The following is a 16,072-nucleotide window of genomic DNA, read 5'->3' on the forward strand; positions in this document are numbered from 1 at the left end:
GAGCCAATATTCACGGCCAGTTCACAAAGTGCAGTCGGCTACGGACGACCCCGAGCGAACGCTTCGGAAACAACGCCTAAATTAGCCATGATGCGTGACCTCCCCCTTCGGAGCTCACGGTAAATGCCAACCCGCTGCGGATTCTGCGCGCGGCAGCACCCGAATTATCAGGGATACGTGTAGGGTGGAGATGCACAACCGCTGGACTGTGTAGCATTAGGCTTTATCAAGACGCTTCATCTCGTCCACAGCCGCTGGTTGATTCCTCCTCCTGACTGAGTGCTTAAGTAGCCACAGCAAGCAGGACGCGTACGTCGCGATAACGGCCCAATTGGCCGGACATCGCTGGACACGGGAATGGCCAACCACTCCCGACGCACCTGACACCGACCGTGAGAAGTCGTGTGTGCCGAACGCCGTTTCCGGCAGCCCGGAAACCGACGGTACTACATGAAAAGAATGCTGATTAACGCAACTCAACCCGAAGAGTTGCGTGTTGCACTGGTAGATGGCCAACGCCTCTACGACCTGGACATCGAATCCGGTGCACGCGAGCAGAAGAAGGCCAACATCTATAAAGGCCGGATTACTCGCATCGAACCAAGCCTTGAGGCTGCCTTTGTCGATTTCGGCTCCGAGCGCCACGGTTTCCTGCCCCTCAAAGAAATCTCCCGCGAATACTTCAAGAAAGCCCCCGAAGGCCGCGTCAACATCAAGGACGTCCTGAGCGAAGGCCAGGAAGTCATCGTTCAGGTAGAAAAAGAAGAACGTGGCAACAAGGGCGCGGCCCTGACCACGTTCATCAGCCTGGCCGGTCGTTACCTGGTGCTGATGCCGAACAACCCGCGTGCCGGCGGTATCTCCCGTCGCATCGAAGGTGAAGAGCGCAACGAACTGCGTGAAGCCCTGAACGGCCTGGTTGCCCCGGCCGACATGGGTCTGATCGTGCGCACTGCAGGCCTTGGCCGCAGCAGCGAAGAAATGCAGTGGGACCTCGATTACCTGCTGCAACTCTGGACCGCCATCAAAGAAGCCTCGCTGGATCGCTCCGCGCCATTCCTGATCTACCAGGAAAGCAACGTGATCATTCGCGCCATCCGCGATTACCTGCGCCAGGACATCGGCGAAGTGTTGATCGACAGCGTTGAAGCCCAGGACGAAGCCCTGACCTTCATTCGCCAGGTGATGCCGCAGTACGCCAGCAAGATCAAGCTGTACGAAGACAGCGTTCCGCTGTTCAACCGTTTCCAGATCGAAAGCCAGATCGAGACCGCCTTCCAGCGCGTCGTTGAACTGCCTTCCGGTGGCTCCATCGTCATCGATCCGACCGAAGCCCTGGTGTCCATCGACATCAACTCGGCGCGCGCCACCAAAGGCAGCGACATCGAAGAAACCGCACTGCAGACCAACCTTGAAGCCGCCGAAGAAATCGCCCGTCAGTTGCGCTTGCGCGACATCGGCGGCCTGATCGTCATCGATTTCATCGACATGACCCCTGCCAAGAACCAGCGCGCCGTGGAAGAAAAAGTCCGCGAATGCCTGGAAGCCGACCGCGCTCGCGTGCAAGTCGGTCGCATCTCGCGCTTCGGCCTGCTGGAAATGTCCCGTCAACGCCTGCGTCCATCGCTTGGCGAAAGCAGCGGCATCGTTTGCCCGCGTTGCAACGGCACCGGCATCATCCGTGACGTTGAATCGCTGTCCCTGGCGATCCTGCGCCTGATCGAAGAAGAAGCCCTGAAAGACCGCACCGCCGAAGTTCGCGCCCAAGTGCCAATTCCGGTCGCAGCCTTCCTGCTCAACGAAAAACGCAACTCGATCACCAAGATCGAACTGCGCACCCGTGCCCGCATCGTCATCCTGCCGAACGATCACCTCGAAACGCCGCACTTCGAAGTTCAGCGTCTGCGCGATGACAGCCCGGAAGCCGCGGTCGGCCAGTCCAGCTACGAAATCGCTGCTGCCGCTGCCGAAGTCGAAGAAGTCCAGCCAGCCGCTGCGACCCGCACCCTGGTTCGCCAGGAAGCTGCGGTCAAGACAGCACCGGCTCGCGCCAACGCTCCGGTTCCGACCGAAGTCGTTGCCGCACCGGTTGCTGCTCCGGCCGTTGTGCCAGAGCCAAGCCTGTTCAAAGGCCTGGTGAAGTCGCTGGTCGGCCTGTTTGCGACCAAGGAAGAGCCTGTTGCTCCGGCCGCTGTTGAAAAACCGGCGACCACCGAGCGCCCTGCCCGCAATGAAGAGCGTCGCAATGGTCGTCAGCAGAGCCGCAACCGTAACGGTCGCCGCGATGAAGAGCGCAAGCCTCGTGAGGAACGTGCACCGCGTGAAGAACGCGCACCACGTGAGCCACGCGAAGAGCGTCAACCACGCGAAGCCCGCGAAGAAACCCCAGCAGTAGCCCGCGAAGAACGCGCTCCACGTGAAGAGCGCGCACCACGCGCTCCTCGTGAAGAACGTGCACCGCGCGCGCCTCGTGAAGACCGTAAGCCACGTGGCGAGCGTGAAGAACGAGTGCGTGAACTGCGCGAACCTCTGGATGCCACGGCTCCAGCTGCTGCGGCTACCGCTGCTGCGACCGCTGAAGAGCGTCCGGCTCGCCAGCCACGTGAAGAACGTGCTCCGCGCCCACCGCGTGAAGAACGTCAGCCACGTGTCGAGCAAACTGCCGCCGTTGCCGAAGAAGAGCTGGTGACCAACGAAGAGCAACTGCAGGAAGACGGTCAGGAAGGCGCCGAAGGCGATCGTCCACGCCGCCGCTCCCGTGGCCAGCGTCGTCGCAGCAACCGTCGCGAGCGTCAACGCGATGCCAACGGCAACGTGATCGAAGGTTCGGAAGAATCCGAGTCCGCCGAAGGCAGCGAAGCTGATGACAGCAACGAAGCGCCAAGCACTTCTGATCTGGCCGCCGGCCTGGCTGTTACCGCAGCCGTTGCCAGCACCGTGATCAGCGCGCCGGCTGAAGCACAAGCCAACGAGCAAGCCGAACGCGCGACTGCCGCCACCCTGGAAACGGCTCCGGTTGAAGCGCCAGTGGTAGAAGCGACGACAGCGGTCGAAGCCACTGCTGCTCCGGAAATCGAAGTGGCACCGGTTCGTGAAGCTGAGCCCGTTGTTGAAATGGCTCCATTTTTCGAGCCAGTGGTTGTTGCCGAGCCAGTTGTCGAGACCTCCAGCGAAACCGTGACCGAAGCTGTCCGCGAAGTTCGTGAAGAACAAACCGCGTTCAACTGGGTTGCCGAGCCGGTTGCCGCTGAAGCGCCTGCACCGGTTGCTGAAGCCCCAGTGGCTGAAGCCATGGTCTCCGAGCCAGTGGTTGCTGCTGCCGAGCCTGCTCCGGTGGTTGAAGCGCCTGTTGTTGCCGAAGTGGCTGCACCGGTCGTTGAAGCAGCTCCGGTTAGCGCCCTGACCGAGAATGGCCGTGCGCCGAACGACCCGCGTGAAGTGCGTCGTCGCAAGCGTGAAGCCGAGCGTCTGCAGAAGGAAGCCGAACTGGCTGCCACTGCTGCTCCGGTTGAAGCGGTTGTCGCTGCCGAGCCTGCACCGGTTGTTGCTGAAGTGGTCGAAGCGGCACCTGCTGCCGAGTCGGTCATTGAAGAAGCGCCGCGCTCCGTACAGGAAGCGGTAGAGCAACACGAGCAAGCCCTGGAAAAAGAACACGAGCCTAAACCGCTCGTCTGATTCCATCGGCCACTAAAAAGCCCCGCCTGGTGATCCAGGCGGGGCTTTTTTTATGTGGGCGGTGCAGCAGATAGACCGCGTTATCGTTCTTCGTCGGATCACCGCCCGGACCAAGCCTCGCTCCTACAGGATTGTCGTCGATTACAAAACATCGGCACACCTCTACCTGTAGGAGCGAGGCTTGCCCGCGAAGACGGTGTGTCAGGAAAATACTAATGCAGCAGGCACATCCACATCCCACAACACCCCGGCATCCTCCACCGCCACTTCAACCACCCGGCCTTGGGCAAACAATGGCTTGGCCCCATGATCACCCGATAACCCCATCAGCCCCGGCCCAAAACTGCGACCGAAACCGACCGGATGCCCGTACTCACCCGCATGCACGGGCACACTGACGCAATCATCAGCAATCCCCGCCACCACCCGCTCAATACTCGACGGTAAGATAAACGGCATATCCCCCAGCACAATCAACCAGCCACTGAGCGCTGGACACTCCGACACGCCGGCCGCAATGCTGTCGCCCATCCCGGTCGACTCGATCACCACAATCTCGAAGCCATACGCCTGAGCCATGCGCATCACTTGCGGGCGATCGTCGGTGGTCACCAGCACGCGCTTCTCAAGGCTGGCCGGCAAATTCACCAGCACCTGTTCGATCACCGAACGAACAGCGCCATCGCGACCGGCGCAGTCCGCCAGAAGCTTGTCCTTGTCCTCTCCCGCCACCTGCCTGAAACGACTGCCCTGCCCCGCCGCCAGCACGATGACGCCGATGGATTCGCTCATACAACCTCCTGCAACGGCTTCTTCTGCTTCAGTTCGACGCCGTTCTTGATCGCCACAATCTCGGCCAGCAGCGACAAGGCGATTTCCGCGGGACTGTGGCTGCCGATGTGCAAACCAATCGGGCCGTGCAGCCGCTCGATGGCCTGTTGTGACAAGCCTAGCTGAGCCAGGTTTTCACGACGCTTCAGGCTATTGACCCGCGAGCCCAGGGCACCGACATAAAAAGCCCTGGAATCCAGCGCCGTCAGCAAGGCCATGTCATCCAGACGCGGATCATGGGTCAGGGCAACAATGGCCGTGCGTTCGTCAGTCTGGATGTTCAGCACCGCCTCATCCGGCATCCCCGAGACGAAACGGCCGTGCTGCTCTTCCCAACCGTAGACAAACTCGCTGCGCGGGTCGCAGATCAGCACTTCGAAATCCAGCAGCCGCGCCATCTCGGCGACATACCGGGACAGTTGCCCCGCACCGATCAGCAACAGCCGCCAACGCGGACCGTAGATGGCGCGCAGTGTGTTGCCGTCAAAACTCAGTACGTCGCTTTTGTTCGCCGCCTGCAAAACCACTTCACCGGTCGCAATATCCAGCGAGCGAGCGACGATTTCATGGTCCTCGCAGCGCGCCAGCAACTCGGCGACCCACTCTGGATCGCCGACCCGCTCCTCGGTCAGGCGCAACGTGCCGCCGCACGGCAAACCAAACCGTGCGGCCTCCTCACGGGTGACGCCGTACGTGATCAACTGCACCGGCGGCCCGTCAGACGGGATCCGGCCATCGTGCAACCGGGCAATCAAATCATCCTCGACACACCCACCGGACACCGAGCCGATCACCACGCCATCTTCACGTAACGCCAGCATCGCGCCCGGAGCCCGGGGCGCGGTGCCCCATGTCTGGACCACGCTGTACAACACCACCCGCTGACCGGCGCGGCGCCATTCCAGCACGCTGCGCAGGACGTTCAGATCCGCGCTGTCCATCAGGCCTGCGCCTTCTGCCAACCTTGCAGCTGATAGCGAACCGGCAAACTGCGAATTCGCTGGCCGGTGGCAGCGAAGATCGCGTTACACAGCGCAGGCGCAATCGGCGGTACGCCTGGCTCGCCGACACCACCCAACGGCACAACGCCCGGTGGCGTGACCAGATGCACCGCCACTTCCTTCGGCGCCAGCGACATGCGCGCCACTTCGTACATGTGGAAGTTGTCCTGCTGCACCATGCCGTCCTTGAAGCTGATTTCCCCGACCACCGCATTGCCCAGGCCCATGACGCAGGCACCTTCGAACTGAGCGCGAATCCGCTCGGGGTTGATCTGCGGACCGCAATCCACCGCGATGTCAGCCTTGTGCACGATCAGCGTGCCGTCGTCTTTGACTTCGACCTCGATCACCGTCGCCACATAGGTGACGAAGCTGTAATGCACCGCCAGGCCCAGGCCTCGGCCCTTGGGCAACTCACGCCCCCAACCGGCAGCTTTGGCGGCAGTTTCCAGCACGGTACGCATCCGCCCGGTGTCGATCGGATAACGCTCGGGTGATTCGCCGTAGTTCCACTCTTCGCTCAAGGTGCGCGGATCGATCTGCCGGTCCGGGCCAAGCAATTTGATCTGGTACTTGAGTGGATCTTGCTTGGCCTTGTGAGCCAATTCATCGACAAAGCTCTGGATCGCAAACCCGTGGGGAATGTTCGACACCGAGCGATACCAGCCGACCCGGGTATGTATCGCCGCTTCCGGGTTTTCCAGGCGCACGTTGGGAATCGCATAGGCCATGTTGGTGAAGCCCATGCCCAACTCGAAAGCTGCCTCGTGGTTCATGCCCGGGGCGAACAGTGCGGTGATGCTCGGGGCGACGGTGCGGTGCAACCAACCGGAGGGCAGGCCGTCCTTGCCCAGGCTGGCCTTCAGGTATTCAGCCGACACGGTGTGGAAGTAGGAACAGTGGATATCGTCTTCACGGGTCCATTGCACCCGCACTGCCTTGCCGGGGAATTCCTTGGCGAGGATTGCCGCTTCGATGATGAAGTCCGGCTTGGACTTGCGACCGAAACCGCCGCCCAGCAAGGTGACATTGAAGGTGACGTTATCGAATGGAATGCCGAGGCGTTCGCCAATCCGTTCACGGGTGACTTGTGGCGCCTGGCTCGGCGCCCAGGCTTCACACACACCCTCCTTGAACCGGGCGATGGCGACCATCGGTTCCATCGGCGCCTGCGTCAGGTGCGGCAGGTAATAAGAGGCTTCTAGGGTGCTGTCGGCGTCTTTCATGGCGTCGTCGATGTTGCCGGTATTGCGCACCACTTTGCCGGGCTTGAGGGACGAGGCTTCCAGCTCTTTGCGGTAGGCGATCGAGTCGTAACTGGCATGGGGGCCGTCATCCCATTCGATGGTCAGCGCTTCTCGGCCCTTGATCGCGGCCCAGGTGTTGCTGGCCACCACGGCCACGCCGCCTAATGGCTGGAACTCGGACGGCAGCGGACGGCCTTCGATTTGAATGACTTTGATCACGCCCGGGACTTTCATTGCGGCGCTGGAATCGACGGATTTAACCTTGCCGCCGTAGACCGCCGGACGCGCAATCACCGCATAGAGCATGCCGTCGAAATGCACATCGGCCCCGTAAATGGCGCGGCCATTGACGATGTCGGCACCGTCGATCGCCTTGCTGCCTTCCTTGCCGATGTAGCGAAATTCCGACGGCTGCTTGAGCCGCAGGCTGTCACGGGCCGGCACTGCCAGCGCACCCGCCGCGGCGGCCAGGGCGCCGTAGCCCAGTTCACGACCGGTCGGTTGGTGCACCACTTTGTGCAGCTGCGCATGGCACTCGCTGACCGGCACTTTCCACTGCTCGGCAGCCGCTTGTTCAAGCATGGTCCGCGCGGCAGCACCGCAACGACGCATCGGTTCGTACCAGTGACGCATGCTGCGCGAACCGTCGGTGTCCTGGTTACCGAAACGAATTTCGTCGCCCGGCGCCTGCTGCACTTTCATCATTGCCCAGTCGGCGTCCAGCTCATCGGCCACCACCATGGTCAGGCTGGTGCGCACACCCTGGCCCATTTCCGAGCGGTTGCAGACCACCGTCACCATGCCGTCAGCTGCAATGCTGATGTAAACCTTGGGATCATCGATCCAGCCATTGGGCATGCCGTCGGCGCCGAATTTTTTCTCTTTTTCTTCGGCGAAAGCGTCTTGCCAGCCCCAGCTGGCCACCAGCACCAGCGCACTGGTGGCGCCGACCCCTTTCAGGAAGCCGCGGCGGCTGAGGTTGCTCAACGCAAAATCATTCGGTAACTGGCTCATGCCTTGGCCTCCTTAAGGTGAGTGGATGCCTGGCGGATGGCGGTCTTGATGCGGTTGTAGGTGCCGCAACGGCAAATATTGCCGACCATCGCCTCTTCGATCTGTTCGTCGCTGGGGTTGGGGTTGGTCTTGAGCAGCGCCGTCGCCGACATGATCTGCCCACCCTGGCAGAAACCGCATTGGGCCACGGCGGTGTCGAGCCAGGCTTGTTGCACGACTTGCCCAACCGGGTCGACGTGCAGGTTATCGATGGTGGTGACGTTCTGGCCGACCACCGAGCCAATCGGCGTGATGCAACTGCGCGCCGGAGCGCCCTCGATATGAATGGTGCACGCGCCACACAGGCCCATGCCGCAGCCGAACTTGGTGCCGTTGTAACCGGCCACGTCGCGGATGGCCCAGAGCAGCGGCATGTCCTCGGTGACGTCGAGTTGATGGTCTTGACCATTGAGCTTCAGGGTAATCATAGGCACGCCGCCATTTTTTCTAATTAATAGATTTGGGTTATGGGGTCGAGCAATCTGCCGCCAGGGGATGGCGGTTGGCATCACGCAGATCCGCTCAGGCTAATGAGGCTCTCTTAAAGCGAACGGCAACGTCTGCCTCGGCCTTTGATGGAGCAAATGAATGCATCGTTAGGGGGCTAAGTTAACCCAGCATTAACAAAAAAGCCCTGCACAGTTGAAGGTGTGCAGGGCTTTGAGATCAGTCATTAAAGCGTAGCTTCAATACTGATTCGGCTCCATTTCCAGGTCGACTTTGAAACGTTCGCAAATGTCCTTCTGAATGTGCTGCGCCAGGTTCAGCAACTGGAGGCCGGTGGCGGTGCCGTAGTTGACCAGCACCAGCGCCTGCAACTTATGCACGCCGGCATCGCCGTCTCGAAAGCCTTTCCAGCCGGCACGCTCGATCAACCAGCCTGCCGCCAGTTTCATCTGCCCATCGGGTTGCGCGTAGGCCACCAGGTCCGGGTATTGGCTTTTCAGCTGCGCGACCAGCGCCGCCGGTACCAGAGGGTTCTTGAAAAAACTGCCCGCATTGCCGAGCACGGCCGGGTCCGGGAGCTTTTCGTTGCGAATGCTGCAGATTGCCTCACTGACATCGGTGGCGGTCGGATGATCGATGCCTTGCTCGGTCAGGCGCTGACGAACCGGACCGTATTCCAAGTGCAGGTGCGCGGCGCGATCCAGGTTGAAACGCACGCGCAGGATCAACCAGCGCCCCGGTTCCTGTTTGAACAGGCTGTCGCGATAAGCGAAGTTGCACTGCGCCAACGTGAAGTCGCGCAGCTCCCCGGTCTGGCGATCCAGCGCGGTGAGGCCGGCGAACACATCTTTGATCTCGACGCCATAGGCGCCAATGTTCTGCATCGGCGCCGCGCCGACCGTGCCGGGGATCAGGCTGAGGTTCTCCAGCCCCGACAACCCCTGCGCCAGGGTGTGTTGCACGAATGGATGCCAAGGCTCGCCGGCCTCGGCTTCGATCACCACCTTGCTGCCGTCATCGCTGAGGATACGAATCCCGCGGGTGGCCATGCGCAGCACCAACGCCTGGATATCGGCGGTCAGCAACAAGTTGCTGCCGCCACCAATCACCAGCAATGGCACGTCATGGGCCGACGCGTAAGCCAGGGCTTCACGCACATCGGCATCGCTGTGGGCCTCCACGAACAACCGGGCCTGGACATCGACACCAAACGTATTGAACGGCTTGAGCGAAACCCGAGTTTGAACCTGCAAACTCATAACCGTCCCTTCAATTCGATTACCAGCCGATCACTGGCGCGCTCGATCAGGTCCAGCACTTGCTCGAAGCCCTGGTCGCCGTCGTAATACGGGTCCGGCACTTCATCGATTTCCGAATCGTAGCGACGCAGGAACAGGTCCAGTTCGGCCTTGCCCTTGGCCGGTTGCAAGGCCTTGAGGTTGCGCAGATTGCTGTTGTCCATTGCCAGAATCAGGTCGTAGGTGGCGAAATCCGCACGGGTCACTTGCTGCGCGCGTTGGGCGGAGAGGTCGTAACCGCGCAGTTTGGCGGCGGCCTGGCTGCGTTTGTCCGGTGCCTTGCCGACATGCCAGTCACCGGTGCCGGCGGAGGCGACTTCGATTTGATCGACCATGCCCGCTTCGCGCAATTTATGCCGCAGCACACCTTCGGCCGTCGGAGAACGGCAGATGTTGCCCAGGCATACGAACAGAACGCGCATCAGGCCTCCAGCAGGCGACGAACGCGCTCGAGGTCTTCGACGGTGTCGACACCGGTGGGCGGTGCGATCAGCGCGTCGGCGACGTGAATCCGCACGCCGTGCCACAAGGCACGTAGCTGTTCCAGGGACTCGGTGTTTTCCAGCCAGCACGGGCCCCAGCTGACGAAGTCATGCAGGAAACCGGCGCGGTAGGCATAAATGCCGATGTGGCGGCGATACGGCACGCCTTCCGGCAATTGCTCGCGGCTTTTGGCAAACGCGTCCCGGGCCCACGGCAATGTGGCGCGACTGAAGGTCAGCGCCAGGCCATTGAGGTCGCTGACGACCTTGACCACGTTGGGATTGAACAGGGTTTCCACGTCCTCGATCGGCTCGGCCAGGGTGGCCATGCGCGCTTCAGTGTGGGCGGCCAGGTTGGCCGCGACCTGATCAATCACGCTCGGCGGGATCAGCGGTTCGTCACCCTGGACGTTGACCACTATGGCGTCGGCGGCCAGGCCCAGCTTCTCGGCGACTTCAGCCAGACGATCAGTACCGGAATTGTGATCTTCGCGGGTCAGCACCACTTCGGCACCAAACGCCTTGCACGCCTCAACGATGCGCGGGTCGTCAGTGGCGACCACCACACGTTCGGCGCTGCTTTTGCACGCCTGTTCCCAGACGTGCTGGATCATCGGCTTGCCGGCGATCAGCAGCAGCGGTTTGCCCGGCAGACGGGTCGAGGCATAACGCGATGGAATGACAACGGTAAAGGCTGTGGTCATTTATCCAGACGCTCGTCGGTGGTCAGGGTGCGGGCTTCGGTTTCAAGCATCACCGGGATGCCGTCACGAATCGGGTAAGCCAGGCCGGCGCCTTTGCTGATCAGCTCGGTCTTGTCGGCGCTGAGCTTGAGCGGGCCTTTGGTGACCGGGCAAGCGAGGATATCGAGCAATTTGGTGTCCATGAGCATTCCCTGGATTAGAACGGAGTTAAGGCAAAAGACGAGCCGGCAACAGGCGCATCAGCTGCGTATCGAACCAGGCCACGAAGGCCGGCGATGGCGCAGCATCGACCGCCAGGTACCACCAATCGTCGGCGGCGAAGGCACGGCACTTCACCGCGTCCTTTTCAGTCATCACCAACGGCAATGACGGTGTGAAATTCAAGGCCTGCACGCTGTACTCGGCGTGGTCGGCAAACGCATGCGGCACTGGCCGCCAGTGTAGCGTTTCGAGGGTCGTGAAGAAACGCTGCGGATTGCCGATCCCGGCCACGGCGTGCAGCGCCTGGCCTACGGGAAAATGGTCGAGGGGACGACGTTCACCGCTTCGCAGGTTGACCAGTACGGTGGGTTGCAACTGAAAGGCAAAACCGTCTTCGCGATCATTGGCGGCACCGTTATACAACACCGCATCGACGCTTTGCAGGCGTTCGATTGGTTCGCGCAAAGGGCCGGCAGGCAGGCAACGTTTATTGCCCAAGCCTCGGGCGGCGTCGATCAACACCAGTTCCAGGTCTCGCGCCAAGCGGTAATGCTGCATGCCGTCATCGGACAGGATCAGGTCCAGCGGCTCACTCGCCAATAGCGCTTTAACGGCGCTGCTGCGATCCGGATCGATCATCAACGGCACGCCGGAGCGCTGGACAATCAACAGCGGTTCGTCACCGGCAATCTCGGCGCTCTGATCGGCCTCGACGCGCCACGGCAATTGCGGCGGTTTGGCGCCGTAACCCCGACTGACCACGCCGACCCGCAAGCCGCTACGCTGGCAATGCTGGATCATCCACAGAATCAGCGGTGTCTTGCCGGTGCCGCCGACGGTGATGTTGCCGACCACAATCAGCGGCACGGGCGGCTGATAGATCTCACCCTCGCCCGCCAGAAAACGCTTGCGCTTGTTCATCACCACGCGCCGATACAGCCACTCCAGTGGCTGCAACAGTTTCAGGGCCGGATGACCCTGGTACCACGCGGCGAGTAACCGATCGGACATGGCCATCAGGGCGCGGTCGGCGCCGCTTCGACCGTGGTCATGCGCAAGTGGCTGAAACCCAGCTTGCCGGCGGCGTCCATGGCGGTGACGACGGATTGATGCTGGGTCTTGCCATCAGCGCTGATGGACAGCGGCAGGCTGGTGTCGCCGTTGGATTCTTTCTGCAACGCCTCCATCAGGCTGGCCAGGTCGTTCTTCGGCAACAATTGATTGTTCACCGAAAACGCGCCTTCGGCACTGATGGCCACGTCCAGGTGTTTGACTTGCTGGTCTTCGGCAGGCGAACCGCTGACCGCTTCCGGCAGATCGACGCGCAACTGGGTTTCACGGGTAAATGTAGTGGTGACCACGAAAAACAGCAGCAGGATAAACACCACGTCGATCAGCGACGCGAGGTTGATGTCTACCGTTTCCCGCGGTTTTCGGCGGAATTTCACGCTTTGCCCTCGGCCAGGTCCACATCACGGTCGCCCTGCACCACTTCGACCAGTTTGATCGCTTCCTGCTCCATGCCTACTACCAGCTCATCGATCCGGCGTTGCAGGAATCGGTGAAAAAACACCGCCGGGATACCGACCATCAGGCCGGCGGCCGTGGTGATCAGCGCCTTGGAGATACCGCCTGCCAGCACGGCGGCATTGGTGCCCATGCCCGTGCCCATGAACGCGCTGAAAATATCGATCATGCCCAACACCGTCCCCAGCAAGCCCAGCAATGGGGCCATGGCGGCGATGGTGCCCAGCGCATTGATGTAGCGTTCGAGCTCGTGAATCACCCGCGCGGCGGCTTCTTCAATGCACTCTTTCATGATCTCGCGACCATGCTTGGAGTTGGCCAGGCCCGCCGCAAGGATTTCGCCCAACGGTGAGTTGGCGCGCAGTTCCTTGAGTTTTTCTTTATTGAGCTGTTTGTCCTTGATCCACACCCAGACCTGCCCGAGCAGATGCTCCGGGGTCACACGGCTGGCTCGCAGGGTCCAGAGACGCTCGGCGACGATCGCCATGGCCGCGATGGAACTCAAAATGATCGGCAGCATCATCCAGCCGCCGGATTTGACCAATTCCCACACAGTGACAGTCCCCTCGAAAAAGTGCGCCACTCTAACATAGGGGCTGGATGCACCGAAGACTGTGATGTCGCATCCGGTCGGGCTTTCATAACTCGCGGTTATGGGTCGGGCGGTGGCGGATCGCGCCAGAAACGCCGTTCCAGACGCATCGTCCACGGCGGCTTGAAGCGTCCCAGTTGCAGACGAATGGCGCCGTGCGCGGCGCTGTCGTAGATCGCCATGCCGCGCTTTTGATAGCGCGCCATGACCGTGGGATGCGGGTGACCAAAGGAATTGCCCTGGCCACGGGAAATCAGTACAGCCTTGGGTTGTAACGTGGCGAGCAATGCCATCGAAGAAGAACTGCGGCTGCCGTGGTGCGGCGATTGCAGCCAGTCGGTCGACACGGCGAGCGGACTGTCGAGCAGCGCCCGTTCGGCAGCGGCATCAATGTCACCGGTCAACAACAATCGCTCGCCATTGGCTTCGATCTGCAAGACACAGGATTTTTGATTGCTGTCGTGGCCGGATGTCCATTGCCAGAGCTGGAAGTTCACACCGTCCCAGGTCCATTGCTGGCCGCTTTCACAGCCCCCCGCTCGCAATTCGGCGGGCAGCGCCTCGGGATCGCCGCTCAGGACCCGCGTCACCGGCAATCCATTGGCAACCGCTCGTGCACCGCCGGCGTGATCGGCATCGGCGTGGCTGATGAGCATCAGGTCGATCCCGGTCACGCCCAGTTTGCGCAATGCCGGCAGCACCACCCGCTCGCCGAGGTCGAAATCACCGAAACGCGGCCCGGTGTCATATAACAACGTGTGATGGCGGGTGCGCACGAGGAGGGCCAGGCCTTGACCGACATCCAGCTGCCAGACTTCGGCGATGCCTTCGGGAAGCAGTGGGCGAGGTGGAAAAACCAGCAGCAGCAACAGCGGCCAACCCAACGGGCGCAACGGCACACCTTTAGGCAGTAATAGAAGAAAGGCACCCAGCATGCCGAGCGCCCAAATCCACAGCGGCACCGCGACCGGCACCCAGGCGGGCAATTGCCCGGCCATTAATGCCAGCCCCTTGAACAGCAGGTTGACCAGACCACCCGCCAACCACAGCAATCCCTCACCCACATAAGGGACGGGCAACAACAAGGTCCCGAGCAAGGCTGGCGGCAATACCACCAGACTGACCCAAGGCACCGCCAGCAAATTGGCCACGGGCCCGCTGACGCTGATCGGCAACCCAAGTATCAACAGCAACGGGCACAAACCGATCGCGATCAGCCATTGCGCACGGGTCCAGGTTTGCCACCAGCGCCAAGGGCCCAGCCGTCCACCGAAGGTAAAAATCAATACTGCCACCGCCGCGAAGGACAACCAGAACCCCGGCTGCAAGCTCGCCAGCGGGTCGAGCAGTAAAACGCCGTTGAGCGCCAGCAACAGCGGCCACCAGGCACCGAGGTGACGAAACCGCAGCCGCCACAACAACACCAGCCCGATCATCACGCAGGCCCGCCGCACCGGCACCTCGAAACCGGCCAGCAGTCCGTACCCCAGCGCCGCAGCAAACGCCAGTCCGCACGCCCATGGCAGCCAGGGCAAACGGCTTGGCCACAGACCATAGCGGGCCAGCCCGGCGATCAGCAGATACACCAGCCCCGCCAGCAGCCCGATGTGCTGCCCGGAAATCACCAGCAGATGCACGGTGCCAGTGTCTTGCAGTACCTGCCAATCCTCGCGACTCAGCCCGGCGCCGTCGCCCAAAACCAATGCCGTCAGCGCTCCCGTCCGGCCCTGAGCATCTACCGCCTGCAACCGTTGGCGAATGTTGTCGCGCCAGGCCCATTGGGCGGCGGCAAGCCGCTGCCCATCCTTGACCGTCCCGGTAGCGCCAATACGTTGGGCCAGCAGCCAAGCGTCGTAGTCAAATGCATGCGGATTGAGCAGCCCGGCGGGACGTTTCAATTTGACCGCCAAGCGCCACCGTTCGCCACTGTTGACGGGAGGCCCGTCATACCAGGCGAGACGCAGATGTCGGGGCAGCCGGGTGCTGCGGGACTGACTGTCCGTCAATTCGAAGCGCACGACACCTTCGGCATTCTGCGGCAGCCCCGTCACCCGACCTTCGACCCAACGAGTTTCGCCATCGAGCTTCAGCGGCAGGCGATCATCCAGCGCCCACTGCGCACTCGCGCATGCCCAACTGAAGCCGAACAGGAAAAACGCCAACGGACAGGTTCGAAACGGCAGCAGCATCAAACCCACAACAGGCAGCAACATCCATAACCAGACCGGCGGTAAAACCGGTAAAAAACGCAGGGCCAGCAGACCCAACGCCAGCGCCATCATCCCTGTGCGCATACGCCCGTCCTTGAGAGTCCCACCCTAGGCATAGCTGGCCGACCGCACGTGCACGGTTATTAATTGTCACAAAGTCTGAATGGGCGGTTCATAGAATCCAGACATACTTGCCGCCTTAACCGACCGAGAAGCCTTATGCCCCGGCGCTTATTCAAACGTTACATGCCAGACCCGACCAGCATCAGGGAACACAAATCCTTACGCTTTCTCGGCACCCTGCTGCATGACCCGAACCTCTGGCACCTCAACCGTCACTCGGTCGCCCGGGCCATGGCGGTGGGTCTGTTCGCGGCCTTCCTGCCCATTCCGTTGCAGATGCTGGTCGCGGCCATCCTTGCGATCGTGGTGCGGGGCAACATGCCCATTGCCGTCAGCCTGGTCTGGCTGACCAACCCGATCACCATGCCTGCGGTGTTCTTCTGCACCTATCAGACGGGCGCGTGGTTGATGGATGTACCGGCCAGGCATTTGCCGGACGAGCTGACCTGGGAATGGATCAGCGGCGAGCTGTCTACGTTGTGGCAGCCGTTTTTGTTGGGGTCAGTGGTGATGGGGCTGGTGCTGGGTGCCCTTGCCTATTGCCTAGTGATGATGTATTGGCGCTGGTGGGTCAGCCGGCAGTGGAAGCGGCGTAAGCAACGCCGGATGCAGTAAATGCAAAACGGCCTCCATTTTGGAGGCCGTTTTTTTGTGGTGTTTGGGCTGACCCCTTCGCGGGTA

At 61.5% G+C, this 16,072-nt stretch carries 14 protein-coding genes; 2 read left to right on the forward strand and 12 right to left on the reverse strand.

Annotated features, from left to right (window positions below):
- Window positions 1–450: 450 nt before the first annotated feature.
- Entirely contained in the window at window positions 451–3,675 is a 3,225-nt protein-coding gene (gene rne, locus EYC95_RS25200) for a ribonuclease E (RefSeq protein ID WP_131062733.1), read from the forward strand.
- Window positions 3,676–3,876: 201 nt separating this feature from the next.
- Here rne and EYC95_RS25205 read toward each other — a convergent pair whose 3' ends face one another.
- The 12 genes from EYC95_RS25205 to EYC95_RS25260 all read right to left on the reverse strand — a co-directional run bounded on the left by EYC95_RS25205 (window position 3,877) and on the right by EYC95_RS25260 (window position 15,352).
- Window positions 3,877–4,467, reverse strand: a complete 591-nt coding sequence (locus EYC95_RS25205) for an NTP transferase domain-containing protein (RefSeq protein WP_131062734.1) — start codon at window positions 4,465–4,467, stop codon at window positions 3,877–3,879.
- Window positions 4,464–5,447 (reverse strand): XdhC family protein, encoded by a 984-nt coding sequence (locus EYC95_RS25210; RefSeq protein WP_131062735.1) that lies wholly within the window; start codon window positions 5,445–5,447, stop codon window positions 4,464–4,466. Before EYC95_RS25210 ends, EYC95_RS25205 begins: the two co-directional genes overlap by 4 nt.
- Window positions 5,447–7,768 carry a xanthine dehydrogenase family protein molybdopterin-binding subunit gene (locus EYC95_RS25215; RefSeq protein ID WP_131062736.1) on the reverse strand — a complete coding sequence of 774 codons (2,322 nt, stop codon included), beginning with the start codon at window positions 7,766–7,768 and terminating at the stop codon, window positions 5,447–5,449. The genes EYC95_RS25210 and EYC95_RS25215 overlap by 1 nt, the downstream gene beginning before the upstream one ends.
- Window positions 7,765–8,235, reverse strand: a complete 471-nt coding sequence (locus EYC95_RS25220) for a (2Fe-2S)-binding protein (protein WP_131062737.1) — start codon at window positions 8,233–8,235, stop codon at window positions 7,765–7,767. Before EYC95_RS25220 ends, EYC95_RS25215 begins: the two co-directional genes overlap by 4 nt.
- A 258-nt stretch (window positions 8,236–8,493) precedes the next feature.
- Window positions 8,494–9,513, reverse strand: a complete 1,020-nt coding sequence (gene murB, locus EYC95_RS25225) for a UDP-N-acetylmuramate dehydrogenase (protein WP_131062738.1) — start codon at window positions 9,511–9,513, stop codon at window positions 8,494–8,496.
- Window positions 9,510–9,974, reverse strand: a complete 465-nt coding sequence (locus EYC95_RS25230) for a low molecular weight protein-tyrosine-phosphatase (RefSeq protein ID WP_131062739.1) — start codon at window positions 9,972–9,974, stop codon at window positions 9,510–9,512. Before EYC95_RS25230 ends, murB begins: the two co-directional genes overlap by 4 nt.
- A complete protein-coding gene (gene kdsB / locus EYC95_RS25235; RefSeq protein WP_131062740.1) occupies window positions 9,974–10,738 on the reverse strand; it encodes a 3-deoxy-manno-octulosonate cytidylyltransferase in 765 nt (254 codons plus the stop codon). The genes EYC95_RS25230 and kdsB overlap by 1 nt, the downstream gene beginning before the upstream one ends.
- Window positions 10,735–10,920: a Trm112 family protein gene (locus tag EYC95_RS25240; protein ID WP_010461887.1), complete on the reverse strand. Its 186-nt coding sequence runs from the start codon at window positions 10,918–10,920 to the stop codon at window positions 10,735–10,737. The genes kdsB and EYC95_RS25240 overlap by 4 nt, the downstream gene beginning before the upstream one ends.
- A 25-nt stretch (window positions 10,921–10,945) precedes the next feature.
- Window positions 10,946–11,956: a tetraacyldisaccharide 4'-kinase gene (gene lpxK, locus EYC95_RS25245; protein WP_131062741.1), complete on the reverse strand. Its 1,011-nt coding sequence runs from the start codon at window positions 11,954–11,956 to the stop codon at window positions 10,946–10,948.
- Entirely contained in the window at window positions 11,956–12,387 is a 432-nt protein-coding gene (locus tag EYC95_RS25250; RefSeq protein ID WP_131062742.1) for a biopolymer transporter ExbD, read from the reverse strand. The genes lpxK and EYC95_RS25250 overlap by 1 nt, the downstream gene beginning before the upstream one ends.
- The gene (locus EYC95_RS25255) at window positions 12,384–13,019 is read right to left on the reverse strand and encodes a MotA/TolQ/ExbB proton channel family protein (protein ID WP_162556235.1); all 636 of its coding nucleotides are present in this window, start codon (window positions 13,017–13,019) and stop codon (window positions 12,384–12,386) included. Before EYC95_RS25255 ends, EYC95_RS25250 begins: the two co-directional genes overlap by 4 nt.
- A gap of 98 nt (window positions 13,020–13,117) precedes the next feature.
- Window positions 13,118–15,352 (reverse strand): DNA internalization-related competence protein ComEC/Rec2, encoded by a 2,235-nt coding sequence (locus EYC95_RS25260; protein WP_131062743.1) that lies wholly within the window; start codon window positions 15,350–15,352, stop codon window positions 13,118–13,120.
- 135 nt (window positions 15,353–15,487) lie between these two features.
- Between EYC95_RS25260 and EYC95_RS25265 the strand changes: the two genes are divergently transcribed.
- Window positions 15,488–16,006, forward strand: coding sequence for a DUF2062 domain-containing protein (locus EYC95_RS25265; RefSeq protein ID WP_131062744.1), 519 nt, complete (start codon window positions 15,488–15,490; stop codon window positions 16,004–16,006).
- Window positions 16,007–16,072 lie beyond the last annotated feature (66 nt).

The sequence above is a fragment of the Pseudomonas sp. BGI-2 genome (assembly GCF_004310295.1).
In the GTDB taxonomy this organism is placed as follows: domain Bacteria; phylum Pseudomonadota; class Gammaproteobacteria; order Pseudomonadales; family Pseudomonadaceae; genus Aquipseudomonas.

What these genes read in the sequence shown, in the direction of transcription:
- EYC95_RS25220 (WP_131062737.1), bottom strand. Translation starts at nt 8,235, where the DNA reads ATGATTACCCTGAAGCTCAATGGTCAAGACCATCAACTCGACGTCACC.
- EYC95_RS25240 (WP_010461887.1), bottom strand. Translation starts at nt 10,920, where the DNA reads ATGGACACCAAATTGCTCGATATCCTCGCTTGCCCGGTCACCAAAGGC.
- EYC95_RS25265 (WP_131062744.1), top strand. Translation starts at nt 15,488, where the DNA reads ATGCCCCGGCGCTTATTCAAACGTTACATGCCAGACCCGACCAGCATC.
- lpxK (WP_131062741.1), bottom strand. Translation starts at nt 11,956, where the DNA reads ATGGCCATGTCCGATCGGTTACTCGCCGCGTGGTACCAGGGTCATCCG.
- EYC95_RS25210 (WP_131062735.1), bottom strand. Translation starts at nt 5,447, where the DNA reads ATGGACAGCGCGGATCTGAACGTCCTGCGCAGCGTGCTGGAATGGCGC.
- EYC95_RS25215 (WP_131062736.1), bottom strand. Translation starts at nt 7,768, where the DNA reads ATGAGCCAGTTACCGAATGATTTTGCGTTGAGCAACCTCAGCCGCCGC.
- kdsB (WP_131062740.1), bottom strand. Translation starts at nt 10,738, where the DNA reads ATGACCACAGCCTTTACCGTTGTCATTCCATCGCGTTATGCCTCGACC.
- rne (WP_131062733.1), top strand. Translation starts at nt 451, where the DNA reads ATGAAAAGAATGCTGATTAACGCAACTCAACCCGAAGAGTTGCGTGTT.
- murB (WP_131062738.1), bottom strand. Translation starts at nt 9,513, where the DNA reads ATGAGTTTGCAGGTTCAAACTCGGGTTTCGCTCAAGCCGTTCAATACG.
- EYC95_RS25260 (WP_131062743.1), bottom strand. Translation starts at nt 15,352, where the DNA reads ATGCGCACAGGGATGATGGCGCTGGCGTTGGGTCTGCTGGCCCTGCGT.
- EYC95_RS25230 (WP_131062739.1), bottom strand. Translation starts at nt 9,974, where the DNA reads ATGCGCGTTCTGTTCGTATGCCTGGGCAACATCTGCCGTTCTCCGACG.
- EYC95_RS25205 (WP_131062734.1), bottom strand. Translation starts at nt 4,467, where the DNA reads ATGAGCGAATCCATCGGCGTCATCGTGCTGGCGGCGGGGCAGGGCAGT.